16 protein-coding genes are annotated in these 17171 nt (G+C 68.2%); 9 read left to right on the top strand and 7 right to left on the bottom strand.

Annotated features, from left to right (window positions below; translation table 11 throughout):
* Positions 1-128: 128 nt before the first annotated feature.
* Positions 129-542: a lipoprotein LpqH gene (locus A5790_RS03710; RefSeq protein WP_066841441.1), complete on the top strand. Its 414-nt coding sequence runs from the start codon at positions 129-131 to the stop codon at positions 540-542.
* A gap of 4 nt (positions 543-546) precedes the next feature.
* On the opposite strand, the gene A5790_RS03705 is transcribed toward A5790_RS03710, so the two are convergent.
* Complete coding sequence (locus A5790_RS03705) at positions 547-1878, bottom strand: DUF349 domain-containing protein (RefSeq protein ID WP_066841440.1); 1332 nt, start codon at positions 1876-1878, stop codon at positions 547-549.
* A gap of 172 nt (positions 1879-2050) precedes the next feature.
* Between A5790_RS03705 and A5790_RS03700 the strand changes: the two genes are divergently transcribed.
* The 5 genes from A5790_RS03700 to hflX are packed head-to-tail and all read left to right on the top strand — an operon-like array spanning position 2051 to position 6916.
* On the top strand, positions 2051-2926 hold the full coding sequence (locus tag A5790_RS03700) for a DMT family transporter (RefSeq protein ID WP_066841535.1): 876 nt from the start codon (positions 2051-2053) through the stop codon (positions 2924-2926).
* Positions 2927-2936: 10 nt separating this feature from the next.
* Positions 2937-3626, top strand: coding sequence for a hypothetical protein (locus tag A5790_RS03695; RefSeq protein WP_066841534.1), 690 nt, complete (start codon positions 2937-2939; stop codon positions 3624-3626).
* 13 nt (positions 3627-3639) lie between these two features.
* Positions 3640-4548, top strand: a complete 909-nt coding sequence (gene miaA / locus A5790_RS03690; protein ID WP_066841439.1) for a tRNA (adenosine(37)-N6)-dimethylallyltransferase MiaA — start codon at positions 3640-3642, stop codon at positions 4546-4548.
* Between the two features lie 4 nt (positions 4549-4552).
* On the top strand, positions 4553-5425 hold the full coding sequence (gene dapF, locus A5790_RS03685) for a diaminopimelate epimerase (protein WP_064395279.1): 873 nt from the start codon (positions 4553-4555) through the stop codon (positions 5423-5425).
* Between the two features lie 45 nt (positions 5426-5470).
* The gene (gene hflX, locus A5790_RS03680) at positions 5471-6916 is read left to right on the top strand and encodes a GTPase HflX (protein ID WP_156656288.1); all 1446 of its coding nucleotides are present in this window, start codon (positions 5471-5473) and stop codon (positions 6914-6916) included.
* A gap of 72 nt (positions 6917-6988) precedes the next feature.
* Here hflX and A5790_RS03675 read toward each other — a convergent pair whose 3' ends face one another.
* Both A5790_RS03675 and A5790_RS03670 read right to left on the bottom strand, forming a co-directional pair.
* Entirely contained in the window at positions 6989-7246 is a 258-nt protein-coding gene (locus tag A5790_RS03675) for a CsbD family protein (RefSeq protein ID WP_066841437.1), read from the bottom strand.
* Between the two features lie 87 nt (positions 7247-7333).
* Positions 7334-9619, bottom strand: a complete 2286-nt coding sequence (locus A5790_RS03670) for a molybdopterin guanine dinucleotide-containing S/N-oxide reductase (protein ID WP_066841436.1) — start codon at positions 9617-9619, stop codon at positions 7334-7336.
* A 418-nt stretch (positions 9620-10037) separates the two neighbouring features.
* Here A5790_RS03670 and A5790_RS03665 point away from each other — a divergent pair, with 418 nt between their 5' ends.
* On the top strand, positions 10038-12197 hold the full coding sequence (locus tag A5790_RS03665; protein WP_066841435.1) for an LGFP repeat-containing protein: 2160 nt from the start codon (positions 10038-10040) through the stop codon (positions 12195-12197).
* On the opposite strand, the gene lexA is transcribed toward A5790_RS03665, so the two are convergent.
* Entirely contained in the window at positions 12194-12889 is a 696-nt protein-coding gene (gene lexA / locus A5790_RS03660; protein WP_066841434.1) for a transcriptional repressor LexA, read from the bottom strand. The genes A5790_RS03665 and lexA overlap by 4 nt on opposite strands.
* Positions 12890-13109: 220 nt before the next feature.
* Here lexA and A5790_RS03655 point away from each other — a divergent pair, with 220 nt between their 5' ends.
* Together A5790_RS03655 and nrdR are read left to right on the top strand one after the other, a co-directional pair.
* Positions 13110-13565, top strand: a complete 456-nt coding sequence (locus A5790_RS03655) for a LysM peptidoglycan-binding domain-containing protein (RefSeq protein WP_066841433.1) — start codon at positions 13110-13112, stop codon at positions 13563-13565.
* Positions 13566-13724: 159 nt separating this feature from the next.
* A complete protein-coding gene (gene nrdR, locus A5790_RS03650; RefSeq protein WP_064350988.1) occupies positions 13725-14195 on the top strand; it encodes a transcriptional regulator NrdR in 471 nt (156 codons plus the stop codon).
* A 19-nt stretch (positions 14196-14214) separates the two neighbouring features.
* On the opposite strand, the gene A5790_RS03645 is transcribed toward nrdR, so the two are convergent.
* From A5790_RS03645 to A5790_RS03635, 3 genes are all read right to left on the bottom strand, one after another.
* A complete protein-coding gene (locus A5790_RS03645) occupies positions 14215-14901 on the bottom strand; it encodes a PhzF family phenazine biosynthesis protein (protein ID WP_066841432.1) in 687 nt (228 codons plus the stop codon).
* Between the two features lie 58 nt (positions 14902-14959).
* Positions 14960-15982 carry an alpha/beta fold hydrolase gene (locus A5790_RS03640; RefSeq protein WP_066841431.1) on the bottom strand — a complete coding sequence of 341 codons (1023 nt, stop codon included), beginning with the start codon at positions 15980-15982 and terminating at the stop codon, positions 14960-14962.
* 67 nt (positions 15983-16049) lie between these two features.
* A complete protein-coding gene (locus tag A5790_RS03635) occupies positions 16050-17039 on the bottom strand; it encodes a proteasome assembly chaperone family protein (RefSeq protein ID WP_066841430.1) in 990 nt (329 codons plus the stop codon).
* Positions 17040-17171: the final 132 nt, after the last annotated feature.

Here is a 17171-nt window from a genome sequence, read left to right as displayed (position 1 = left end):
GTCGGGTCAAAGTGATACCCGCAATGGCTGCCGGCCATACGCCGGAGGTATACAGCAAATCTCCGTGGGGAATGCGAATGTCAACGCCCGGCGAAGACGAGTAGCCGGGAAGTCATCGAGGCGGCACCATGGACAAACGATTTGCCGTTGCAACAGCAGCCGTGCTGATGATCCCGACGGGATGCGCGTCGGGCCCGGAACTGCTGGCCAAGCACCTCGTCCATGTGAGCATCGACGGGAAGGATGCCGGCGGGCACCTCGTCGATTGCACCCAGGTGGGCTGGCTGTGGAATCTCGAGACGCTCGAGCAGACGCCCGGCCTGATCGCCCAGGTTCGCACCGGGGATCCGGTCGTCGCGCGCTCGGTGCAGATCAACAACCTGGGTGGGTTCACGGGCAGCTTTTGGGACGAGACCACCGGTGAGGCCGAAGCCAGCCTGGTGGACGGCAAGTTCACGATCACCGGCACGGCGGTCGGGTTCTTCCACGACGATCCGGGCGAACGCACCACCGCGCCGTTCGAGATCTCCACCGACTGCTGAGCGTTCAGCGGGTCTTGCCGAGCGCCTCGGCGGCCGCGTCCGCCCACTGCCGCCACTGCTCGGCGCTGGCGCGCGCCTCGGCGGCGTCCTTGTCCCGGCCGGCGGCGGCGGCCTTCTCCGCCTGACGCTCGTATTGCTCTGCGCGGACCCGGAATTGGTCGGCACGCGCCTGGGCTTCGGGATCGACACCGTGCGTCGGCGCCTCGCGGACCTTCTTCTCGATCGCGCGCAGACGCCGTTCCAACTCGGCGCCGCGTTCGCGGGGCACCTTGCCGATGGCGTCCCACTTGTCGCCGATCACCCGCAGCGCGGCGCGCGCCGCGTCGAGATCGGAGGTGTCGATCTTCTCCGCCTCGGCCAGCAGCGCCTCTTTGGCCTGCGCGTTGGCGCGAAACTCCGCGTCGCGCTCGGCGCTGGCCGCATTGCGCGCCCCGAAGAACTTGTCCTGGGCCGCCTTGAACCGCTGCCACAGCGCGTCGTCGACGTCCTTGGCCGCGCGCCCAGCCGCCTTCCATTCGTTCAGCAGTTCGCGGAACGCCGCGCTGGTGGGACCCCAGTCCGTCGAGTCGGCCAACTCCTCGGCGCGCTCGCACAGCGCCTCCTTGGCCTGCCGGGCGCCTGCGCGTTCGCGGTCGAGTTCGGCGAAATGCGAGCCGCGCCTGCGGTTGAACTGTTCGCGTGCCGCCGAATAGCGCTTCCACAGGGCGTCATCGGTTTTGCGGTCGAGCCCGGTGATCGTGCGCCACTCGTCGAGGATCTCCCGCAACCGGTCGCCTGCGGCCTTCCACTGGGTGGAGTTGGCGGCGATGTCCTCGGCCTCGGCGGCCAGTGCCTCCTTGCGGGCGGTCTGCGCGGCGCGCAACTCCTCGCGCCGAGCCTTTTCGGCCTGAGCGGTCTCGTCGGCGTGGTCGACGATGGCCTGCAGGCGCTCGGCGATCGCGTCGACGTCGCCGAGGACGTGCGCGGTCGGCAGGGTCTCGGCCAGCGACTGCGCGGCCGCTTTGATCTTGCGGGCGTCGCCGGTACCGGACTCAAGCCGGCTCTCCATCAGCACGACCTCGGTCTGCAGGTCGTCGAAGCGCCTGCCGAAGTGCGCGTAGGCGGCCTCGGTGTCGCCGGCCTGCCACGATCCGATGATCCGTTCACCCGAGCCGGTGATCAGCCACACCGTGCCGTCGGGGTCGACGCGGCCGAACCGGTGCGGATCGCTGGTCGGGGGCACGGCCACCGTCGGCCCCGGTCGGCCCGGCCGCGGCACGGGTCCGGGACGCGGCGGTCCGGGCCGGGGAGCGGGTTTCGGCGAGGAGGACTGGCCCCCTGGCTGGCTGGTCGTCATGTCGGTAATCCTCGTACCCTCCGCGGCGTACCGCGTACCTGCCGCGCAACGCGGCGCCTGATCGCTGTCCGAACGCTATTCAAACAGGTCGTCGGGGCGCGTGCGCACAGCTTTCCCCGATGACGTGCCTAGGCTCGTCGCGACAACCTACGGAAGGACTGCGATGGCCGGCATGAGCGCTGGAGTCGATCTGGCCGTCGTCCTGGCCCTGGGCGCCGCTGTGTTCGTGGCGATCGGCGACGTGATCCACCAGCGGCAGGCCCACGAGGTCGCCGACGAGCCGGTCGGTCATCTGGAGCTGTTCACCCGGCTGCTGCGCGACCGGCAGTGGTGGCTGGGCAGCTTCGTGGCCGCCGCCGGGTTCGCGTTGCAGGCCGCCGCGCTGGGCGTGGGGTCCGTGCTCCTCGTCCAGGCGATCCTGGTGACCTCGCTGCTGTTCGCACTGCCGATCCACGCCCGCCTCTCGCATCAGCGGGTGACGCCTTGGCAGTGGACGTGGGCGGCGCTGCTGGCGGCCTCGGTCGCCGTGATCGTGACGGTCGGAAACCCGACCGAGGGGGACTCTCGGGCCTCGTGGGAAACCTGGACCGCGGTGCTGGTGGTGCTCGTTCCGGCGTTGGCGTTGTGCGTCATCGGCGCCGGCATCTGGAAGGGACCCGTCAGCGCGGTGCTACTGGCGCTGGTGTCCGGAGCGTTGTGGGGGTTGTTCGCCGTGTTGACCAAGGGTGTGGTCGACCGTCTCGGGGACGGGCTCGAAGCCCTGCTGCGGACCCCCGAGCTGTACGTCTGGGTGGTCGTGGCGGTCGCGGGTACGGCGTGGCAGCAGGCGTCGTTTCGCGCCGGGTCGCTGACCGCGTCGCTGCCGACGATGACGGTGACCGAACCGGTGGTCGCCGCGGTGCTCGGCGTCGTCGTGCTGGGGGAGACGCTGCGGCCGGGCGAGGAGGGCTGGCTCGTGCTGATCGTCGCGGTGGTGGTGATGGTGGTTTCGACGGCCGCGCTCGCCCGCGGCGAAGCCGCCACCGCCGCCCAGCCCGCATCGCATTAGCGTGGACGGCGTGCTGAGCGCCATCGCGATCGTCCCGTCGGCACCGGTCATGGTGCCCGAACTCGCCGGAGGCGCCGCGCCGGATCTGGCCGACCTGCGCGAGGCGGTGTTCACCGCGGTGGCCGGCCTTCCGTCGCGCTGGGTAGCGGTCGGGGTTGGGCCCTGCGATCAGGTCGTCGGTCCCGATCAGGCCGGGACGTTCGCCGGTTACGGCGTCGACGTCAGGGTCGCGTTGTCTCCAGGCGCCGACGGCGACCCGGTCGCGATGCCGTTGTGCGCGCTGATCACCGGCTGGGTGCGCGGTGCGGCCCGCCCCGAGGCCTCCGCCGAGGTGCGGGTCTACAGCGACGGCCACGACATCGACGCCGCGCTGGCCCACGGCGAGCGACTGCGCGCCGAGATCGGCGAGGCGGGCGACCCAGTCGGCGTCCTCGTCGTCGCCGACGGAGCCAACACGCTGACGCCCTCCGCGCCGGGCGGCTTCGACCCGGACTCGGTCCCCGTACAAACCGCGCTCGACGATGCGCTGGCCGGCGGCGAGACCGCGCCGCTTGCCCGATTGCCCGCGTCGGTGGTGGGGCGGGTCGCCTTCGGGGTGCTGGCCGGGTTGGTCGGTCCCGGCCCGCGGTCGGCCAAGGAGCTGTACCGCGGTGCGCCGTACGGCGTCGGCTATTTCACGGGCCTGTGGCAGCCACGATGAGCGCTCGGACACGATGACGCGGCCGATCGCGATCATCGGACCGACGGGGACCGGTAAGTCGGCGCTGGCGCTGGACGTGGCCGAACGGCTCGACGGCGAGATCGTGAATGCCGATGCGATGCAGATGTACCGCGGCATGGACATCGGAACCGCGAAGTCGACGGTTCAGGAGCGGCGCGGGATACCGCACCATCAGCTCGACGTGCTCGAGGTGATCGAGACCGCGAGCGTGGCCCGCTATCAGCAGTCGGCCGCCGACGACATCGAGGCCATCCTCGATCGCGGTGCGGTGCCCGTCATCGTGGGCGGGTCGATGATGTATGTCCAATCGCTGCTCGACAACTGGACGTTCCCGGCCACCGACCCGGCGGTGCGCGCACGCTGGGAGCACCGGCTCGCGGAGATCGGGGCGGCCGCACTGCATCAGGAACTGGCCCGCGTGGACCCCGACGCCGCCACCTCCATCCAGCCCACCGACGGACGACGAATCGTGCGCGCGCTCGAGGTGGTCGAACTGACCGGTCGGCCGTTCGCCGCGTCGTTTCCCACCATCGGCGCACCGCGCTGGGACACCGCGATCATCGGACTCGACTGGCCCACAACGCTTCTGGACGAAAGACTAGCTCAGCGAACCGACAAGATGTTCGCTGACGGACTCGTCGACGAGGTTTGCGCGCTGCTGGAAGGCGGGCTGCGTGAGGGGGTCACCGCGTCGCGGGCGCTGGGTTATGCGCAGGTCCTCGCCGACCTCGACGCCGGTGGCGACGGCTCGGCGGCACGCGAGCCGACGTTCGTCGGCACCCGCCGCTATGTCCGCAGGCAACGGTCCTGGTTCCGCCGTGACCACCGCATCGCCTGGCTGGACGGCGCCGGCCGCGGCCTCGCGGAGGAGACGCTGCGGGTGTGGCGAGACGTACCCTGAACACGTGAGGTTCGCCAAGGGACACGGCACGCAGAACGATTTCGTGCTGCTGCCCGACCTCGACTTCGAGCTGACGCTGGCCCCGGCGGCGGTGACGGCGCTGTGCGACCGGCGCCGCGGGTTGGGCGCCGACGGTGTGCTGCGGGTGACCACCGCGCAGGCCGCGCAGCGTGCCGGTTTGTTCGAACAGTTCCCGGAGGGCGTCGCCGGCGAGGACTGGTACATGGACTACCGCAACGCCGACGGGTCGATCGCGCAGATGTGCGGCAACGGGGTCCGGGTGTTCGCGCACTATCTGCGCGCCAGCGGCCTGGAAAGCCGCGACGACTTCGTGGTCGGGTCGCTGGCAGGTCCCCGGCCGGTGGTGTTGCACCATTGCGACGCGACGAACGCCGACGTCACCGTCGAAATGGGCAAGGTGAACCAGTTGGGCACCGGGGAGGCGATCGTCGGCGGCAGGCCGTTCGCCGGCCTTGCTGTCGACGTCGGCAACCCGCACTTGGCCTGCGTCGACCCCGATCTGACGTTCGAGGAGCTGACCGCCCTCGACGTCGGTGCGCCGGTGTCCTTCGACGCCGCGCAGTTCCCGGAGGGCGTCAACATCGAGGTGTTGACCGCACCCGTGGACGGCGCGGTGACGATGCGGGTGCACGAACGTGGTGTCGGGGAGACCCGGTCGTGCGGAACGGGCACCGTCGCGGCCGCGGTCGCCGCGTTGGCGTACTCCGGCGCGGCAACCGGCAGCCTCGAGGTCCGCATTCCGGGCGGCGAAGTCTCGGTCACGGTCACCGAGGCCAGTAGTTTTCTGCGCGGCCCGTCGGTCCTGGTGGCCCACGGCGAGCTGTCCGAGGAATGGTGGCGCGTTGCGCAACGTTAATTGGGGTGCATGAAAAGTGATTTCCGTGCGAATCTCTATTCGCCTATGACGTATCCCGATCCTTCAACTCACAGCGCCCCGAGCGCGGGCGAGTTGGCTCTCGAAGACCGCACGGCGCTGCGCCGCGTGGCCGGTTTGTCGACCGAACTGACCGACGTTTCCGAGGTCGAGTACCGCCAGCTGCGCCTGGAACGTGTGGTGCTGGTCGGCGTCTGGACCGAAGGCAGTGCCGCCGACGCCGAGGCCAGCCTGGCCGAGCTGGCCGCACTTGCCGAAACCGCGGGCTCGGAAGTGCTCGAGGGTGTCATCCAGCGCCGCGACAAGCCCGACGCCTCCACCTACATCGGCTCGGGCAAGGCCGCCGAGCTTCGCGAGATCGTGCTCGCGACGGGTGCCGACACCGTCATCTGCGACGGTGAGCTCAGCCCCGCCCAGCTGACCGCCCTGGAGAAGGCGGTCAAGGTCAAGGTCATCGACCGCACCGCGCTCATCCTCGACATCTTCGCCCAGCACGCGACCAGTCGGGAGGGCAAGGCGCAGGTCACCTTGGCGCAGATGGAGTACATGCTGCCCAGGCTGCGCGGTTGGGGCGAGTCGATGTCCCGGCAGGCCGGCGGCCGCGCCGGCGGCGCGGGTGGCGGCGTGGGTCTGCGCGGTCCAGGTGAAACCAAGATCGAGACCGACCGCCGCCGTATCCGCGAGCGGATGGCCAAGCTGCGCCGCGACATCAAGGACATGAAGAAGATCCGCGACACCCAGCGCGGCGGCAGGCGGCGCAGCGAGGTGCCGTCGGTCGCGATCGTGGGCTACACCAACGCGGGTAAATCCAGCCTGCTCAACGCGCTCACCGGAGCGGGCGTGCTGGTGGAGAACGCATTGTTCGCAACACTCGAACCAACAACGCGCCGAGGCGAATTCGCCGACGGCAGGCCGTTCGTTCTGACCGACACCGTAGGGTTCGTCCGTCACCTGCCCACCCAGCTCGTGGAGGCCTTCCGTTCCACGCTGGAGGAGGTCGTCGACGCCGACCTGCTGGTGCACGTCGTCGACGGATCCGACGCGAATCCGCTCGCGCAGATCAACGCCGTGCGCACGGTGGTCAACGAGGTGATCACCGGAGCCACTCCGGGGGAGGCGTCCGATCCGGTCGACGCCCGCGCTCCGGCGCCGGAACTGTTGGTGGTCAACAAGATCGACGCGGCCGACGCTTTGACGTTGGCGCAGCTGCGCCGGGCCCTGCCCGATGCGGTGTTCGTCTCAGCGCGCACGGGTGACGGCCTGGAGCGTTTGCAGCAGCGGATGGCCGAGCTGATCACACCCACCGACACCGTGGTCGACGTGACGATCCCTTACGAGCGCGGCGATCTGGTCAACCGCGTGCACGCCGATGGCCGCGTCGATGCCACCGAACACACCGCCGAGGGGACGAGGATCAAGGCCCGGGTTCCGGTTCCACTGGCGGCCGCCTTGCGCGAGTACGCGACGTTCTGACCCGTTCCCGCGGGCTCTGAGCACGCAAAGAGGCGCAGAGGCTGTGCCTCTGCGCCCCTCGCTCGAAAAGATCTACCGGTCGTCCGTCGGCCGCTGCTCGGATTCCTGCCGCTTCTCGGCGGTCTTGGCCGCCGCACGGGCGCTCTCGGCTTCGGCTTCCTTCTGTGCGGCGTCACGCTGCGCATCCGCCTTGTCCTGCTGGGCCTTGCCCTCGCGGTACAGGTCGTCGCGACCCGCGACCGCGCCCAGCACCTCTTTGGCCTTGCCCTTGGCGCCTTCCACGACGCCCTTGATGGCCTCTTCGGGCCCGCTGTTCTTGTCGTCGGACACCTGGCTTCCTCCTTGCCGATCGGTCGGTGTGACCGTCCAATACCCGAAACACGGTTTCGCTAATCGGACAACTCTCGGTGAGAAGCGTCACAGCCCGTCGATCACGGGCGGCTCGTGTGCCCGCACCGGCGGCAGATCGCCGGTGTACTTCTCCACCTGCACCAGCACATGTGCGCCCGTGCAGCCGTGCGCAAGCGAAGACGTACCCACGTCGTCGGTCAGCACGTTCGGATTTCCATGCGCGCACATCGAATCCGGGTCGGCCGGATCGACGGGGTCGAACCAGGCCCCGGTCGACAACTGCACGACGTCGGGCCGCAGGCGATCGTCGATCACCAGGCCGGCCAGGCACGCCCCGCGGCCGTTGTACACCCGCACCACGTCGCCGTCGACGAGGCTGCGGGCGGCGGCGTCCCGCGGGTGCATCCGGATCGGCTCGCGCCCTTGAACTTTCGACTTCTGGCTGACCGCTCCGCCGTCCAGTTGACCGTGCAGCCGAGACGCCGGTTGGTTGGCCAGCAGGTGCAGAGGATAGTCGGCTGCTCGTGGGCCGCCCAGCCATTCGGCGGGTTCGAACCATTTCGGGTGTCCGGCACAGTCGGCGTAGCCGAAGCCGTCGACGTCGGCGGAGAAGATCTCGATCAAGCCACTCGGAGTGCCGAGTCGGTGGGTGACGGGATCGGCGCGGAAGTCGGCCAGCAGGGTGAGGCCCTCCTCGACAGGCAACCGCAGCCGCCCGCGCCTCCAGAAGTTCTCGAACGTCGGTACGGCGAAATCCAGCTCGGCCGCCCACTTCTCGTACAGATGCGCCAGCCACTGTCGCGGTGTACGGCTCTCGGTGAACTGGTCGCCGAAGCCCAGTCGATCCGCGAGCGCGGCGAAAGTCGCGTAGTCGTCCCGTGATTGGGCGAACGGTTCGGCGAGCTTGGGCATCGCCATCAGCATGGGATCGTTGCGCGATCCCGAATAATCGTCGCGTTCGAACGATGTCGTCGACGGCACGACGATATCGGCGTGTTTGGCCATGGCGGTCCAATAGGGTTCGTGCACAACGAGCGTGTCGACGCGGCCGAGCGCGCGCCGCAGTCGCGGGATGTTCTGGTGGTGGTGGAACGGGTTACCACCGGCCCAGTACACCAACCTGATGTCGGGGAAGACCAGCCGTTGGCCGTTGTAGTCGAACGGCTCACCGGGCCGCAACAGCAGATCGCTGATCGCGGCAACCGGAATGAACGTGCGCACGGGATTGATGCCCTGTGGAAGCCTTGGCAATCCGGTCCGCAGCGGCGGCAGGCCGGGCTCGTTCATCGAACCGTAGCCGTGCCCGAATCCGCCACCCGCAAGGCCGATCTGCCCCAGCATGGCGGCCAATGCCAGACCCATCCACGGCGTCTGTTCGCCGTGTCGTGTGCGTTGCAGTGACCAGCTGACCGTGACGATCGTGCGGTGCTGCGACATCCGCCGGGCCAAGCGGACCAGGTCGTCGGCGGGTATGCCGGAGATCACCGACGCCCACCGAGGGGTTTTCGGCACACCGTCGTCCGCTCCGAGGAGATAGCGCTCGAAGCGTTCATAACCGGTGCAATACGTGGCCAGGAACTCGCCGTCGGCCAGCCCCTCCGTGGCCAGCACGTAGGCGAGCGCGAGCATGATCGCCACGTCGGTGCCGGGCACCGGCGCGAACCATTCACACTCACCGTCGACGTCGTCGCGCAGAGGTGAGAACGACACGACCTGTCCGCCGCGAGCTCGATAGCGTCGCAGCGCATCGCGTGCCGGATGCGCGGTGGTCCCACCGTGGTTGATCGCCGTGTTCTTCAGCGCCAGCCCGCCGAAGCACACGAGAAGTTCGGTGTGCTCGACGATGACGTCCCACGCGGTGGACCGCTTGAATAGGTCGTCGTGCGTGCCGACGACGCGCGGCATGATCACACCTGTCGCGCCGAGGCTGTAGGAGTGACGGGAAAATGTGTAGCCGCCAAGGAGATTCAGGAAGCGGTGGACCTGGCTCTGGGCGTGGTGAAATCGGCCCGCGCTTGACCAGCCGTACGAACCGCCGAAGATCGCCTCGTTACCATGCGTTTCGACGACACGGCGCAGCTCGTCGGTGAGCAGGTCGGTCAGCTGGTCCCACGTGACGGCGACGAACTCGTCGTTACCGCGCCGAGTGCTCGGACCCGGCCCGTCGCGCAACCAGCCGCGGCGTACGGCGGGTGTGGCTATCCGTGAGCGGTGCCGAAGTGATCCCGGCAGATTGCCCAGCAACGGTGAGGGGTCCGCGTCGCCGTCGAACGGTCTGACCGCGTAGATGTCGCCGTCTCGCATGTGGGCGGCGAAGGCGCCCCAGTGCGTCAGGCTGACCGGGGCTTCCATGGTGTCAGTCTAGGTGCGGACACCGGCCGGCCCGGTCCGGCCGACGCACCGGTCGATTAACCATCGGCGCCCACGGATAGCGAATGGCAATTCGGCCGCAATCGCGTGCACAGGTCGTCGATCGCGCGAGACATTGCCTGGTAGCTACCAATATTTGTGCAAATAGTCGCGAATGTCCGCCATTCCCCACGCTCGCGTGCAAACTAATTGCTGCGCTGCCAACGAGACCGCGGTGCGAAATTGGGCGATGCGGTCGCGATTAATCGAGGCGGCACGGCGGGGTTATCCACAGCGAATGGAGTATCGGCAGGTATTTTCATCCGAAGATCGGCGTGTTCGTTGGTAATTGGCGTCTGACGACAGATAGAGGACGGGTGCGAAAATCCGAGCGAAATTTCGTACCGACCCGGGAGGTCGAATGATCGGGCAGAACAGCCGGGGCACCACGGTGTTGGGCCGGATGGCGATCGGTCTGCTCGTGGGCGCCGTGGCCCTACTGTTACCGCCGGTGGCGAGCGCCTCACCGGAATCCGATGCCGCCAACGCCGCGATCACCGCGGCCTGGGACGGCAGCGGCGGTGACGGCGGCCCATTGGGTCCCAGGCAGGGCGACGTGTACCCGGTGGGCGACGGGTTCGCGCAGAACTTCGCAGGCGGCAAGATCTTCTTCACACCCGATACCGGCGCTCACATCATGCGCGGCGCGATCCTGGAGAAGTACGAATCGCTCGGCGGCCCTGCCGACAGCGACCTGGGATTCCCGACCATGGACGACGGGCCAGGGCGGGCGCCCGGCAGCTTCAACGTCACGTTCAGCGCCAGCGACAACCCGGTGATCTTCTGGACCCAGGACACCGGCGCGCGTGTGGTCCGGGGACCGATCAACGCGGCATGGGACAACTTGGGCGGCTCCACCGGACGGCTCGGTGTGCCCGCCGACGACGAGACCTACCGCGGCGATCTGATCACCCAGAAGTTCACCGGCGGCGAGATCACCTACAACACCCGCGACAAGACGTTCACCACCGTGCCGCCCGACCTCGCCGCGCAATTGGCGGACCTGCAGATCCCCGGCGACGCGACGTCGGCGATCAACGCGGCACGCCGCGCGGCGGGAGGCCCGCTGGGTCCTCTCGGCGCCGCGGAGGGACCGCCGTACCCGATAGGCGATGACGGTCTGGGGCAGAACTTCGCCGGCGGCAAGATCTTCTACAGTCCCGCGACAGGTGCGCGAGTCGTCACCGGTCAGGTCCTGGCCAAGTACGAAAGCCTCGGCGGGCCCGAGGGGGATCTCGGATTCCCGATCGCCAGTGAGGCCGACGGCGGGCTGGCCACCGCGAGCCGGACGGCGCGCTTCGCCGCCGACGACAAACCGGTGATCTTCTGGACGCCGGACCACGGCGCTGTGCTGGTGCGCGGCGCGATGAGTGCGGCGTGGGACAAGCTCGACGGCGCCGAGGGGACGCTCGGCGCACCGATGGCCGACCAGTCCGAGAAGGGTGACGTCATCACGCAGCGGTTCACCGGCGGCGTGGTCAACTGGAATCGGTCAACCGGTGAGTTCAGCACCGAGCCGCCCAACCTCGCGACCGAGTTGGCCGGCCTGGAGGTCCCCGCCGAGCGGGGCTCCGATACGCCCGGCACGCCGCGCGCTTCGGACTCCGGTGGTGACGGGAACTGGTTCGCCTTCAGCTGGTGGTGGCTGCTGGCGATCGTGCCGGTGCTGATCCTTGTGGGCCTGGTGGCGTTTGCGAGCCTGCGCAACCGGCGTCGTAGCGACGTCGATCGACCCGGTCCCGTCGAGGACCACTACGACGACTCGTACGGCGCGGAGGCCGAACAGGCCTACAGCACACTGGGTTCGGGGGCAGCCGGGTCGAGCGGCGGGGATCCGTCCGCGGCGATGTTCGGCGATCGGTATGCCACTGAGGGTTTGGGCGCGTTGTCTGCGTCGGGGGAGTCGGGCTCGGCGTCATCGGCCAATCCCTGGGAGGCGCCGTCGCCGGACTTCGGTGATGCCTCGGACACGTCGGCATTCGCCGCGGGTGAGGAGAACCCGGACAACGTCGACACCGCGCCGACACGGATACCGAGTTCCGGAGAGGCCGGCATCGCCGCGGGGCGCCTGGCCGCCGGCGCGGCTGAGACCGCCGGCGAGCAGGACGGTGCGCCCGAGGACCGCGACGCGCTACCCGACGAGCGCGACGCGCTACCCGAAGAACGTGACGACGAGCTGTACGCGGCGTCTGACGAGCGATTCGAGGAGCCCGACCTGGGGTTCGAGGAACGCGATATACCCGCGTTGCCGGTGGAACACGAACCTCTGCGACGGGATCCGCTGACCGACACGGGCCGTCACGCCAGGATCGTCATCGACGAGCCGGAAGTACCCAGCCCGGCGTTTCGCCTTCCGTTCGGTGACTCCGGGCAGCCGCCCGAGGGTTACCCGATCAAGGCCGACACCCAGTCGGGGCTCTATTGGCTTCCCACCTCAGCCGATTACGACGAGGTACAAGCCGAAATCTGGTTCTCCAGCGAGGAATTCGCGCGCACGAACGGTTTCGTCCGAGCCGACTAGATCTTCCGTATGACGGTGACGACCTTGCCGAGCACCGCGGCGTCGTTACCTGGAATCGGATCGAAGGCCGGGTTGTGCGGCATCAACCACACCTGCCCGCGCGTACGTTTGAACGTTTTCACCGTGGCTTCGCCGTCGATCATCGCGGCCACGATGTCCCCGTTGTCGGCGACGTTCTGCTGACGCACCACAACCCAGTCGCCGTCGCAGATCGCGGCATCGACCATCGAGTCGCCGACGACCTTGAGCAGGAAGAGCGAGCCCTCGCCGACTAATTCGCGCGGCAGCGGGAAGACGTCTTCGACAGCCTCCTCGGCCAGGATCGGCCCGCCCGCGGCGATGCGCCCGAGCACGGGCACGAACGTCGGCTCCGGTAGGGCATCGGAGCCGGCGACGTCGGTGGCGACGATCGGACTCACGTGGTCGTCGGCGCCGCGCACGTCGACGGCGCGCGGCCGGTTGGGGTCGCGCCGCAGGTAGCCCTTGCGCTCCAGCGTGCGCAGTTGATGCGCGACCGAGGACGTGGAGGTCAAACCGACCGCATCGCCGATCTCCCTGATGCTGGGCGGGTAGCCACGGTTGGTGACCGATGCGCGGATGACGTCGAGGATGGTGCGCTGACGCTCGGTGAGTCCAGAGTCCACAGATCTGGCCCCGCCTGTGCCGTCCGGTTTATCGCTGCTGGAGTCCATGCCGCCGAATGTAACCCGCCGCACTCGATTAATCAAACATGTGTTCGAGGGCGTGTCGGAGTCGGGATGCGTCCGGAAGTCGCGAGAATCACGCATCGTTTTTCTGTCGGTGGCCTGCCCTATCGTTTCACAACAGTTCGATCACACGTTCTATCTTTCGAACATGTGATCGACTATCTTCGAACACAAGAGCGAAAACAGCGGATCGGAAGGCAGGCAGATGATCGTTCTCGACACCCACGAATTCCAGGCCCCGCGCGTGGTCAGGACCGGTATCCGGCCCGCGAGCGCCCGTCGTCGGCACGCCGCGGCCACCCGACCGAGCACAGCGGCGGTCCGCTACCGGGGAACCGGCGTGCTGATGTCGCGTGCATCGCACCGACGGCGACCGATCACCCCCGCCACCACGGTGCTCCTGTCCTTGGTCGCGGCGGGCATCACGATGTGGCTCGGCCTGGTCGCGCAGTTCGGCGGCGTCGTGGGCACCACCTCGACCGCGGTGCCGGAGCGCCTCGCGGTGGTGCAGGTCCAGACCGGCGAGAGCCTGCAGCACGTCGCCATGCGCGTGGCCCCCGACGCGCCCGTGAGCCAGGTGATGGAGCGGATCAGCGAGCTCAACCAGCTCGACTCGCCCGCACTGGACGCCGGCCAGACACTGATCGCGCCGGTCGGCTGACGGTCACCGGCCGGCCAAACAGCTTGCTGCGCAGACATGTTCACCGACAGATCGGCCGACTATGTGCCGTTCAGCCCGGTGCTGGGCTTTCGCAACCCGCCGCGGGTACGCTCGGAGAGGTTCGAGTTGGTCCTCTGTTGGCGCGGCGAAGGAGCGGTGATGCACTGTCCGTTCTGCCGTCACCCTGATTCGCGCGTGGTGGACTCGCGGGAAACCGACGAGGGCCAGGCCATCCGGCGGCGGCGTTCGTGCCCGGAGTGCGGACGCCGGTTCACCACGGTCGAGACCGCCATACTGGCCGTCGTCAAGCGCAGCGGTGTCACTGAGCCGTTCAGCCGCGAGAAGGTCATCAAGGGAGTGCGCCGGGCGTGCCAAGGCAGTCAGGTCGACGAGGATGCACTGAACCTGCTGGCACAGCAGGTCGAGGACACCGTGCGCGCCGCGGGATCGCCCGAGATCCCCAGCCACGAAGTGGGACTCGCCATCCTGGGGCCGCTTCGCGATCTCGATGAGGTGGCCTACCTGCGCTTCGCCTCGGTGTATCGCGGCTTCACCTCGGCCGAGGATTTCGAACGCGAAATCGAGGCGCTGCGAGCGCATCGGAATTCGCCGCAACCGACCGCCAGCTGACCGGCTGTCGTAGGTCCAATCAGTCGATCTGCTTGATGCCGTCGTTGACGACGCGGCCGGCGACACGCACCCAGCCCTCGGCACTCCACGTGGTGTAGATGTGCGAGCCCTTACCCTGCACGATCGTCAGGTCACGACTGAGGTAGTCGGTGATCCGAACGGCCGCGGCGCCGGTGGCCTCGTCTTCGGGCACACCAAGATCGGTCGCGAACATCCGTGACCGCAACTCACCCTTGTCCCGGTCGATCCACGTCCACAGGTAGTGATTGATGTCGTCGGGATAATCCGACGGGTCAAGCGCCAGGAGCTCGTCGACGGAGCCGATGTCGTGGACGGCGAACTCCGGTGCCCACTCCGCACGGGCCTGAACGGAGGTCAGGCCGTCATCGTGGGCAACTTGGACGAGGCCGGCCGGGACCCGCAACGTGTGGACCGGAGTGCCCTGCTCGCGGAGCCACCACGCCGCGCCGACAGTGGGGTGTCCGGCGAACGGCAGCTCGACGACCGGAGTATGGATACGCGCGTATGCCGTGCTCGTACCCGGGGCGGGCAGGTCGACGAAAATAGTTTCGCTGTAACCCAATTGGGTGGCTATCCGCTGGCGATCGTCGGGGTCCACGGTGCCGGCGTCGACGACACCGAGTGGGTTTCCGTGATTGCCGTCAGGGTCGGCGAAGACTCGCAACACCGTCACGTCGATGGCCATGGGCCCGATGCTACTTCGTATTCGAGTGCCGTTGGCCGGGTCGCTGCGCGCAGGACGCTCAGGTCGCGCTGCGTTCGTCCGTCTCCATCGCGTCGAGCACCGCGATCCGAGTGTGGGCCGATCCGGAGATCGCGCCTTCGGTGATCCCCGCCCGCAGCAGCCCGCGCAGGTATTCCTGGTCGTAGACCGCCGGTTCGGAGCTGTCGATGAACTTCTCCACCACCTCGACGAAACGGTCCGGGTCGTCGTGGAACGGGAAATGGCCGGAGCCGTCGAAGATTTCCAACTGCGATCCCGGCATCGCGGCGTGCGCCATCCGGGCGTGGCTGACCGGGATCACGGCGTCGCAGCTACCCCATATCAGCTGAACGGGAACCGACTGCGTCAAATAGCAGCGGTCCAGCATGGTCACCACCTGACCGCGCCAATCGACGACAGCGCGCAGCGTGCGGGCGAACGCCGACGACGCGGTCGGTTCGGGCAGGTCGTTGAGGATGCGCAACACCTGTGGCAGGTCGCGACCGAGGCCGGTCGAGCCGAAGACCCCGCCGGCGACGCGGCCCACGGCCTGCACGGCAGGCAGCACGAACGGCAACCGCAGCAGCGCCAGCGCCTCACTGCCCATCGGCAGGGAGGCGAAGCGCAACGCGATGTTGACATCTTTGGTGACCCCACCGGCGCCGACCAGGATGAGCCGGTCGACCAACTGCGGGAACTGGTACGCGAACTGCATGGCCACGCCGCCGCCCAGCGAATGACCGATCACCGTGACGTGGTCGATGTCGAGGATGCTGAGCAGGTCTCGCATCCCATTGGCATAAGCGGCGACCGAGTAGTCGGCACGCGGTTTGTCGGACTTGCCGTGGCCCAACAGGTCCGGTGCGATGACAGTGAATCGCTGCGCGAGCTTCGACTGAACGGTCTCCCACGTGGTGGAGTTGTCGCCGATTCCGTGGATCAGCAGTATCGCGGGCCCCGAACCGGCCACCCGGTACGCGCGCCGGTAACCGTGGATGGTGCGGAACTGCAGCACGGGGGTGAGATCCCGTACGGGGCGAAGATTCGGCTTTCGAGGCGGCATTGCGTCAACTTAGCGGGCCGCCGCGCACTGCGCCCCTCGAGTCGCCCATTGACCGGGCCACCCCCCGTTATCCGGCGTCGTCGCCGTCTTCGAATCGGTCCTTCGACTTCTTCTCGGCCTGCTGGGCCAGGAACCGCTCGAACTCGGCGCCGAGTTCCTCACCGCTGGGCAGGTCCTCGTCTTTGGCGAGCAGGGACCGGTTCTCCTGGGCCGCCATGTAGGCGTCGTACTGGCGTTCCAAAGCGGCGACCACCTGCGCCACCTCGGGGCTCTGCTCGACCTGCTCGTTGATCTTGGTCAGGACTTCCGCGCCGGCCGTGACCAACGCCTCGAGCGGGATCTGGAGAGACGCGTTTCTGGAGACCTCGGCCAGTAGCGCCTCGGCCGCCGCGGGATAGTCCGTCTGCGCCAGATAGTGCGGGACGTGGACGGTGTAGCCGACCACCTCGTGCCCGTGCTGCGACATCCGGAACTCCAGCAGGTTCGACGCACTCGCCGGAACCTGAACCTCGCCGATCCACGGCTGGTGGTCGGCGATGAGTTCCTTGTCGCTCGAATGCGCAGTCATCGTGATGGGCCGGGTGTGCGGCACCGCCATGGGGATGGTGCCCAGCCCCACCACGCGGCGGACGTCGAGCCGTTCGGCCAGAAGCCGGACCGCGGTGATGAACCGCTCCCAGCGCAGATCCGGCTCCAGGCCGGCCAGAAGAAGGAACGGGGTGCCGACGCTGTCGCGCATCGCGTACAGGTTGAGCTCCGGATCCTCGTAGTGAGTGAAATGGTCGGTCTTGAACGTCATCAACGGGCGGCGGGACCGGTAGTCCAGCAGCTCGTCGATCGCGAACGACGCCACCAACTCGGTGTCGAGTGTGTCCTTCAGGTGCTGGGCGGCCAACCGGATTGCGTGCCCGGCGTCGGAGAAGCCTTCGAGGGCGTGGATGAGCACCGGCCCCCGGCCGTCCGTGGACGACAGCTGGGGCGCGGGGAACTCCAACTCGTACATGCCTGAGTGTTCCGGCTGGTAGTGCTGTTCGGGGTGACCAGCGTCGTCAGCCATGAGCCTCGCCTCCTTGCGGTGGTGCCAGACCGTTAACGTCTTCGTACAGTGACAACTAGTCTCGCGCATGTTGCGTTCCCGCTGGCGGGCATCCCATGCGCGAAGCCGTGAAAACGTTTGCGGTGCGACCCG

Source organism: Mycobacterium sp. 852002-51152_SCH6134967 (genome assembly GCF_001667105.1).
GTDB lineage: Bacteria > Actinomycetota > Actinomycetes > Mycobacteriales > Mycobacteriaceae > Mycobacterium > Mycobacterium neumannii_A.
Note: the sequence above shows the minus strand (reverse complement) of the source record. Positions and strands in the feature narration are given on the sequence as shown.

What these genes read in the sequence shown, in the direction of transcription:
- A5790_RS03710 (WP_066841441.1), top strand. Translation starts at nt 129, where the DNA reads ATGGACAAACGATTTGCCGTTGCAACAGCAGCCGTGCTGATGATCCCG.
- A5790_RS03705 (WP_066841440.1), bottom strand. Translation starts at nt 1,878, where the DNA reads ATGACGACCAGCCAGCCAGGGGGCCAGTCCTCCTCGCCGAAACCCGCT.
- A5790_RS03700 (WP_066841535.1), top strand. Translation starts at nt 2,051, where the DNA reads ATGAGCGCTGGAGTCGATCTGGCCGTCGTCCTGGCCCTGGGCGCCGCT.
- miaA (WP_066841439.1), top strand. Translation starts at nt 3,640, where the DNA reads ATGACGCGGCCGATCGCGATCATCGGACCGACGGGGACCGGTAAGTCG.
- hflX (WP_156656288.1), top strand. Translation starts at nt 5,471, where the DNA reads ATGACGTATCCCGATCCTTCAACTCACAGCGCCCCGAGCGCGGGCGAG.
- A5790_RS03670 (WP_066841436.1), bottom strand. Translation starts at nt 9,619, where the DNA reads ATGGAAGCCCCGGTCAGCCTGACGCACTGGGGCGCCTTCGCCGCCCAC.
- A5790_RS03665 (WP_066841435.1), top strand. Translation starts at nt 10,038, where the DNA reads ATGATCGGGCAGAACAGCCGGGGCACCACGGTGTTGGGCCGGATGGCG.
- lexA (WP_066841434.1), bottom strand. Translation starts at nt 12,889, where the DNA reads ATGGACTCCAGCAGCGATAAACCGGACGGCACAGGCGGGGCCAGATCT.
- A5790_RS03655 (WP_066841433.1), top strand. Translation starts at nt 13,110, where the DNA reads ATGATCGTTCTCGACACCCACGAATTCCAGGCCCCGCGCGTGGTCAGG.
- nrdR (WP_064350988.1), top strand. Translation starts at nt 13,725, where the DNA reads ATGCACTGTCCGTTCTGCCGTCACCCTGATTCGCGCGTGGTGGACTCG.
- A5790_RS03645 (WP_066841432.1), bottom strand. Translation starts at nt 14,901, where the DNA reads ATGGCCATCGACGTGACGGTGTTGCGAGTCTTCGCCGACCCTGACGGC.
- A5790_RS03640 (WP_066841431.1), bottom strand. Translation starts at nt 15,982, where the DNA reads ATGCCGCCTCGAAAGCCGAATCTTCGCCCCGTACGGGATCTCACCCCC.
- A5790_RS03635 (WP_066841430.1), bottom strand. Translation starts at nt 17,039, where the DNA reads ATGGCTGACGACGCTGGTCACCCCGAACAGCACTACCAGCCGGAACAC.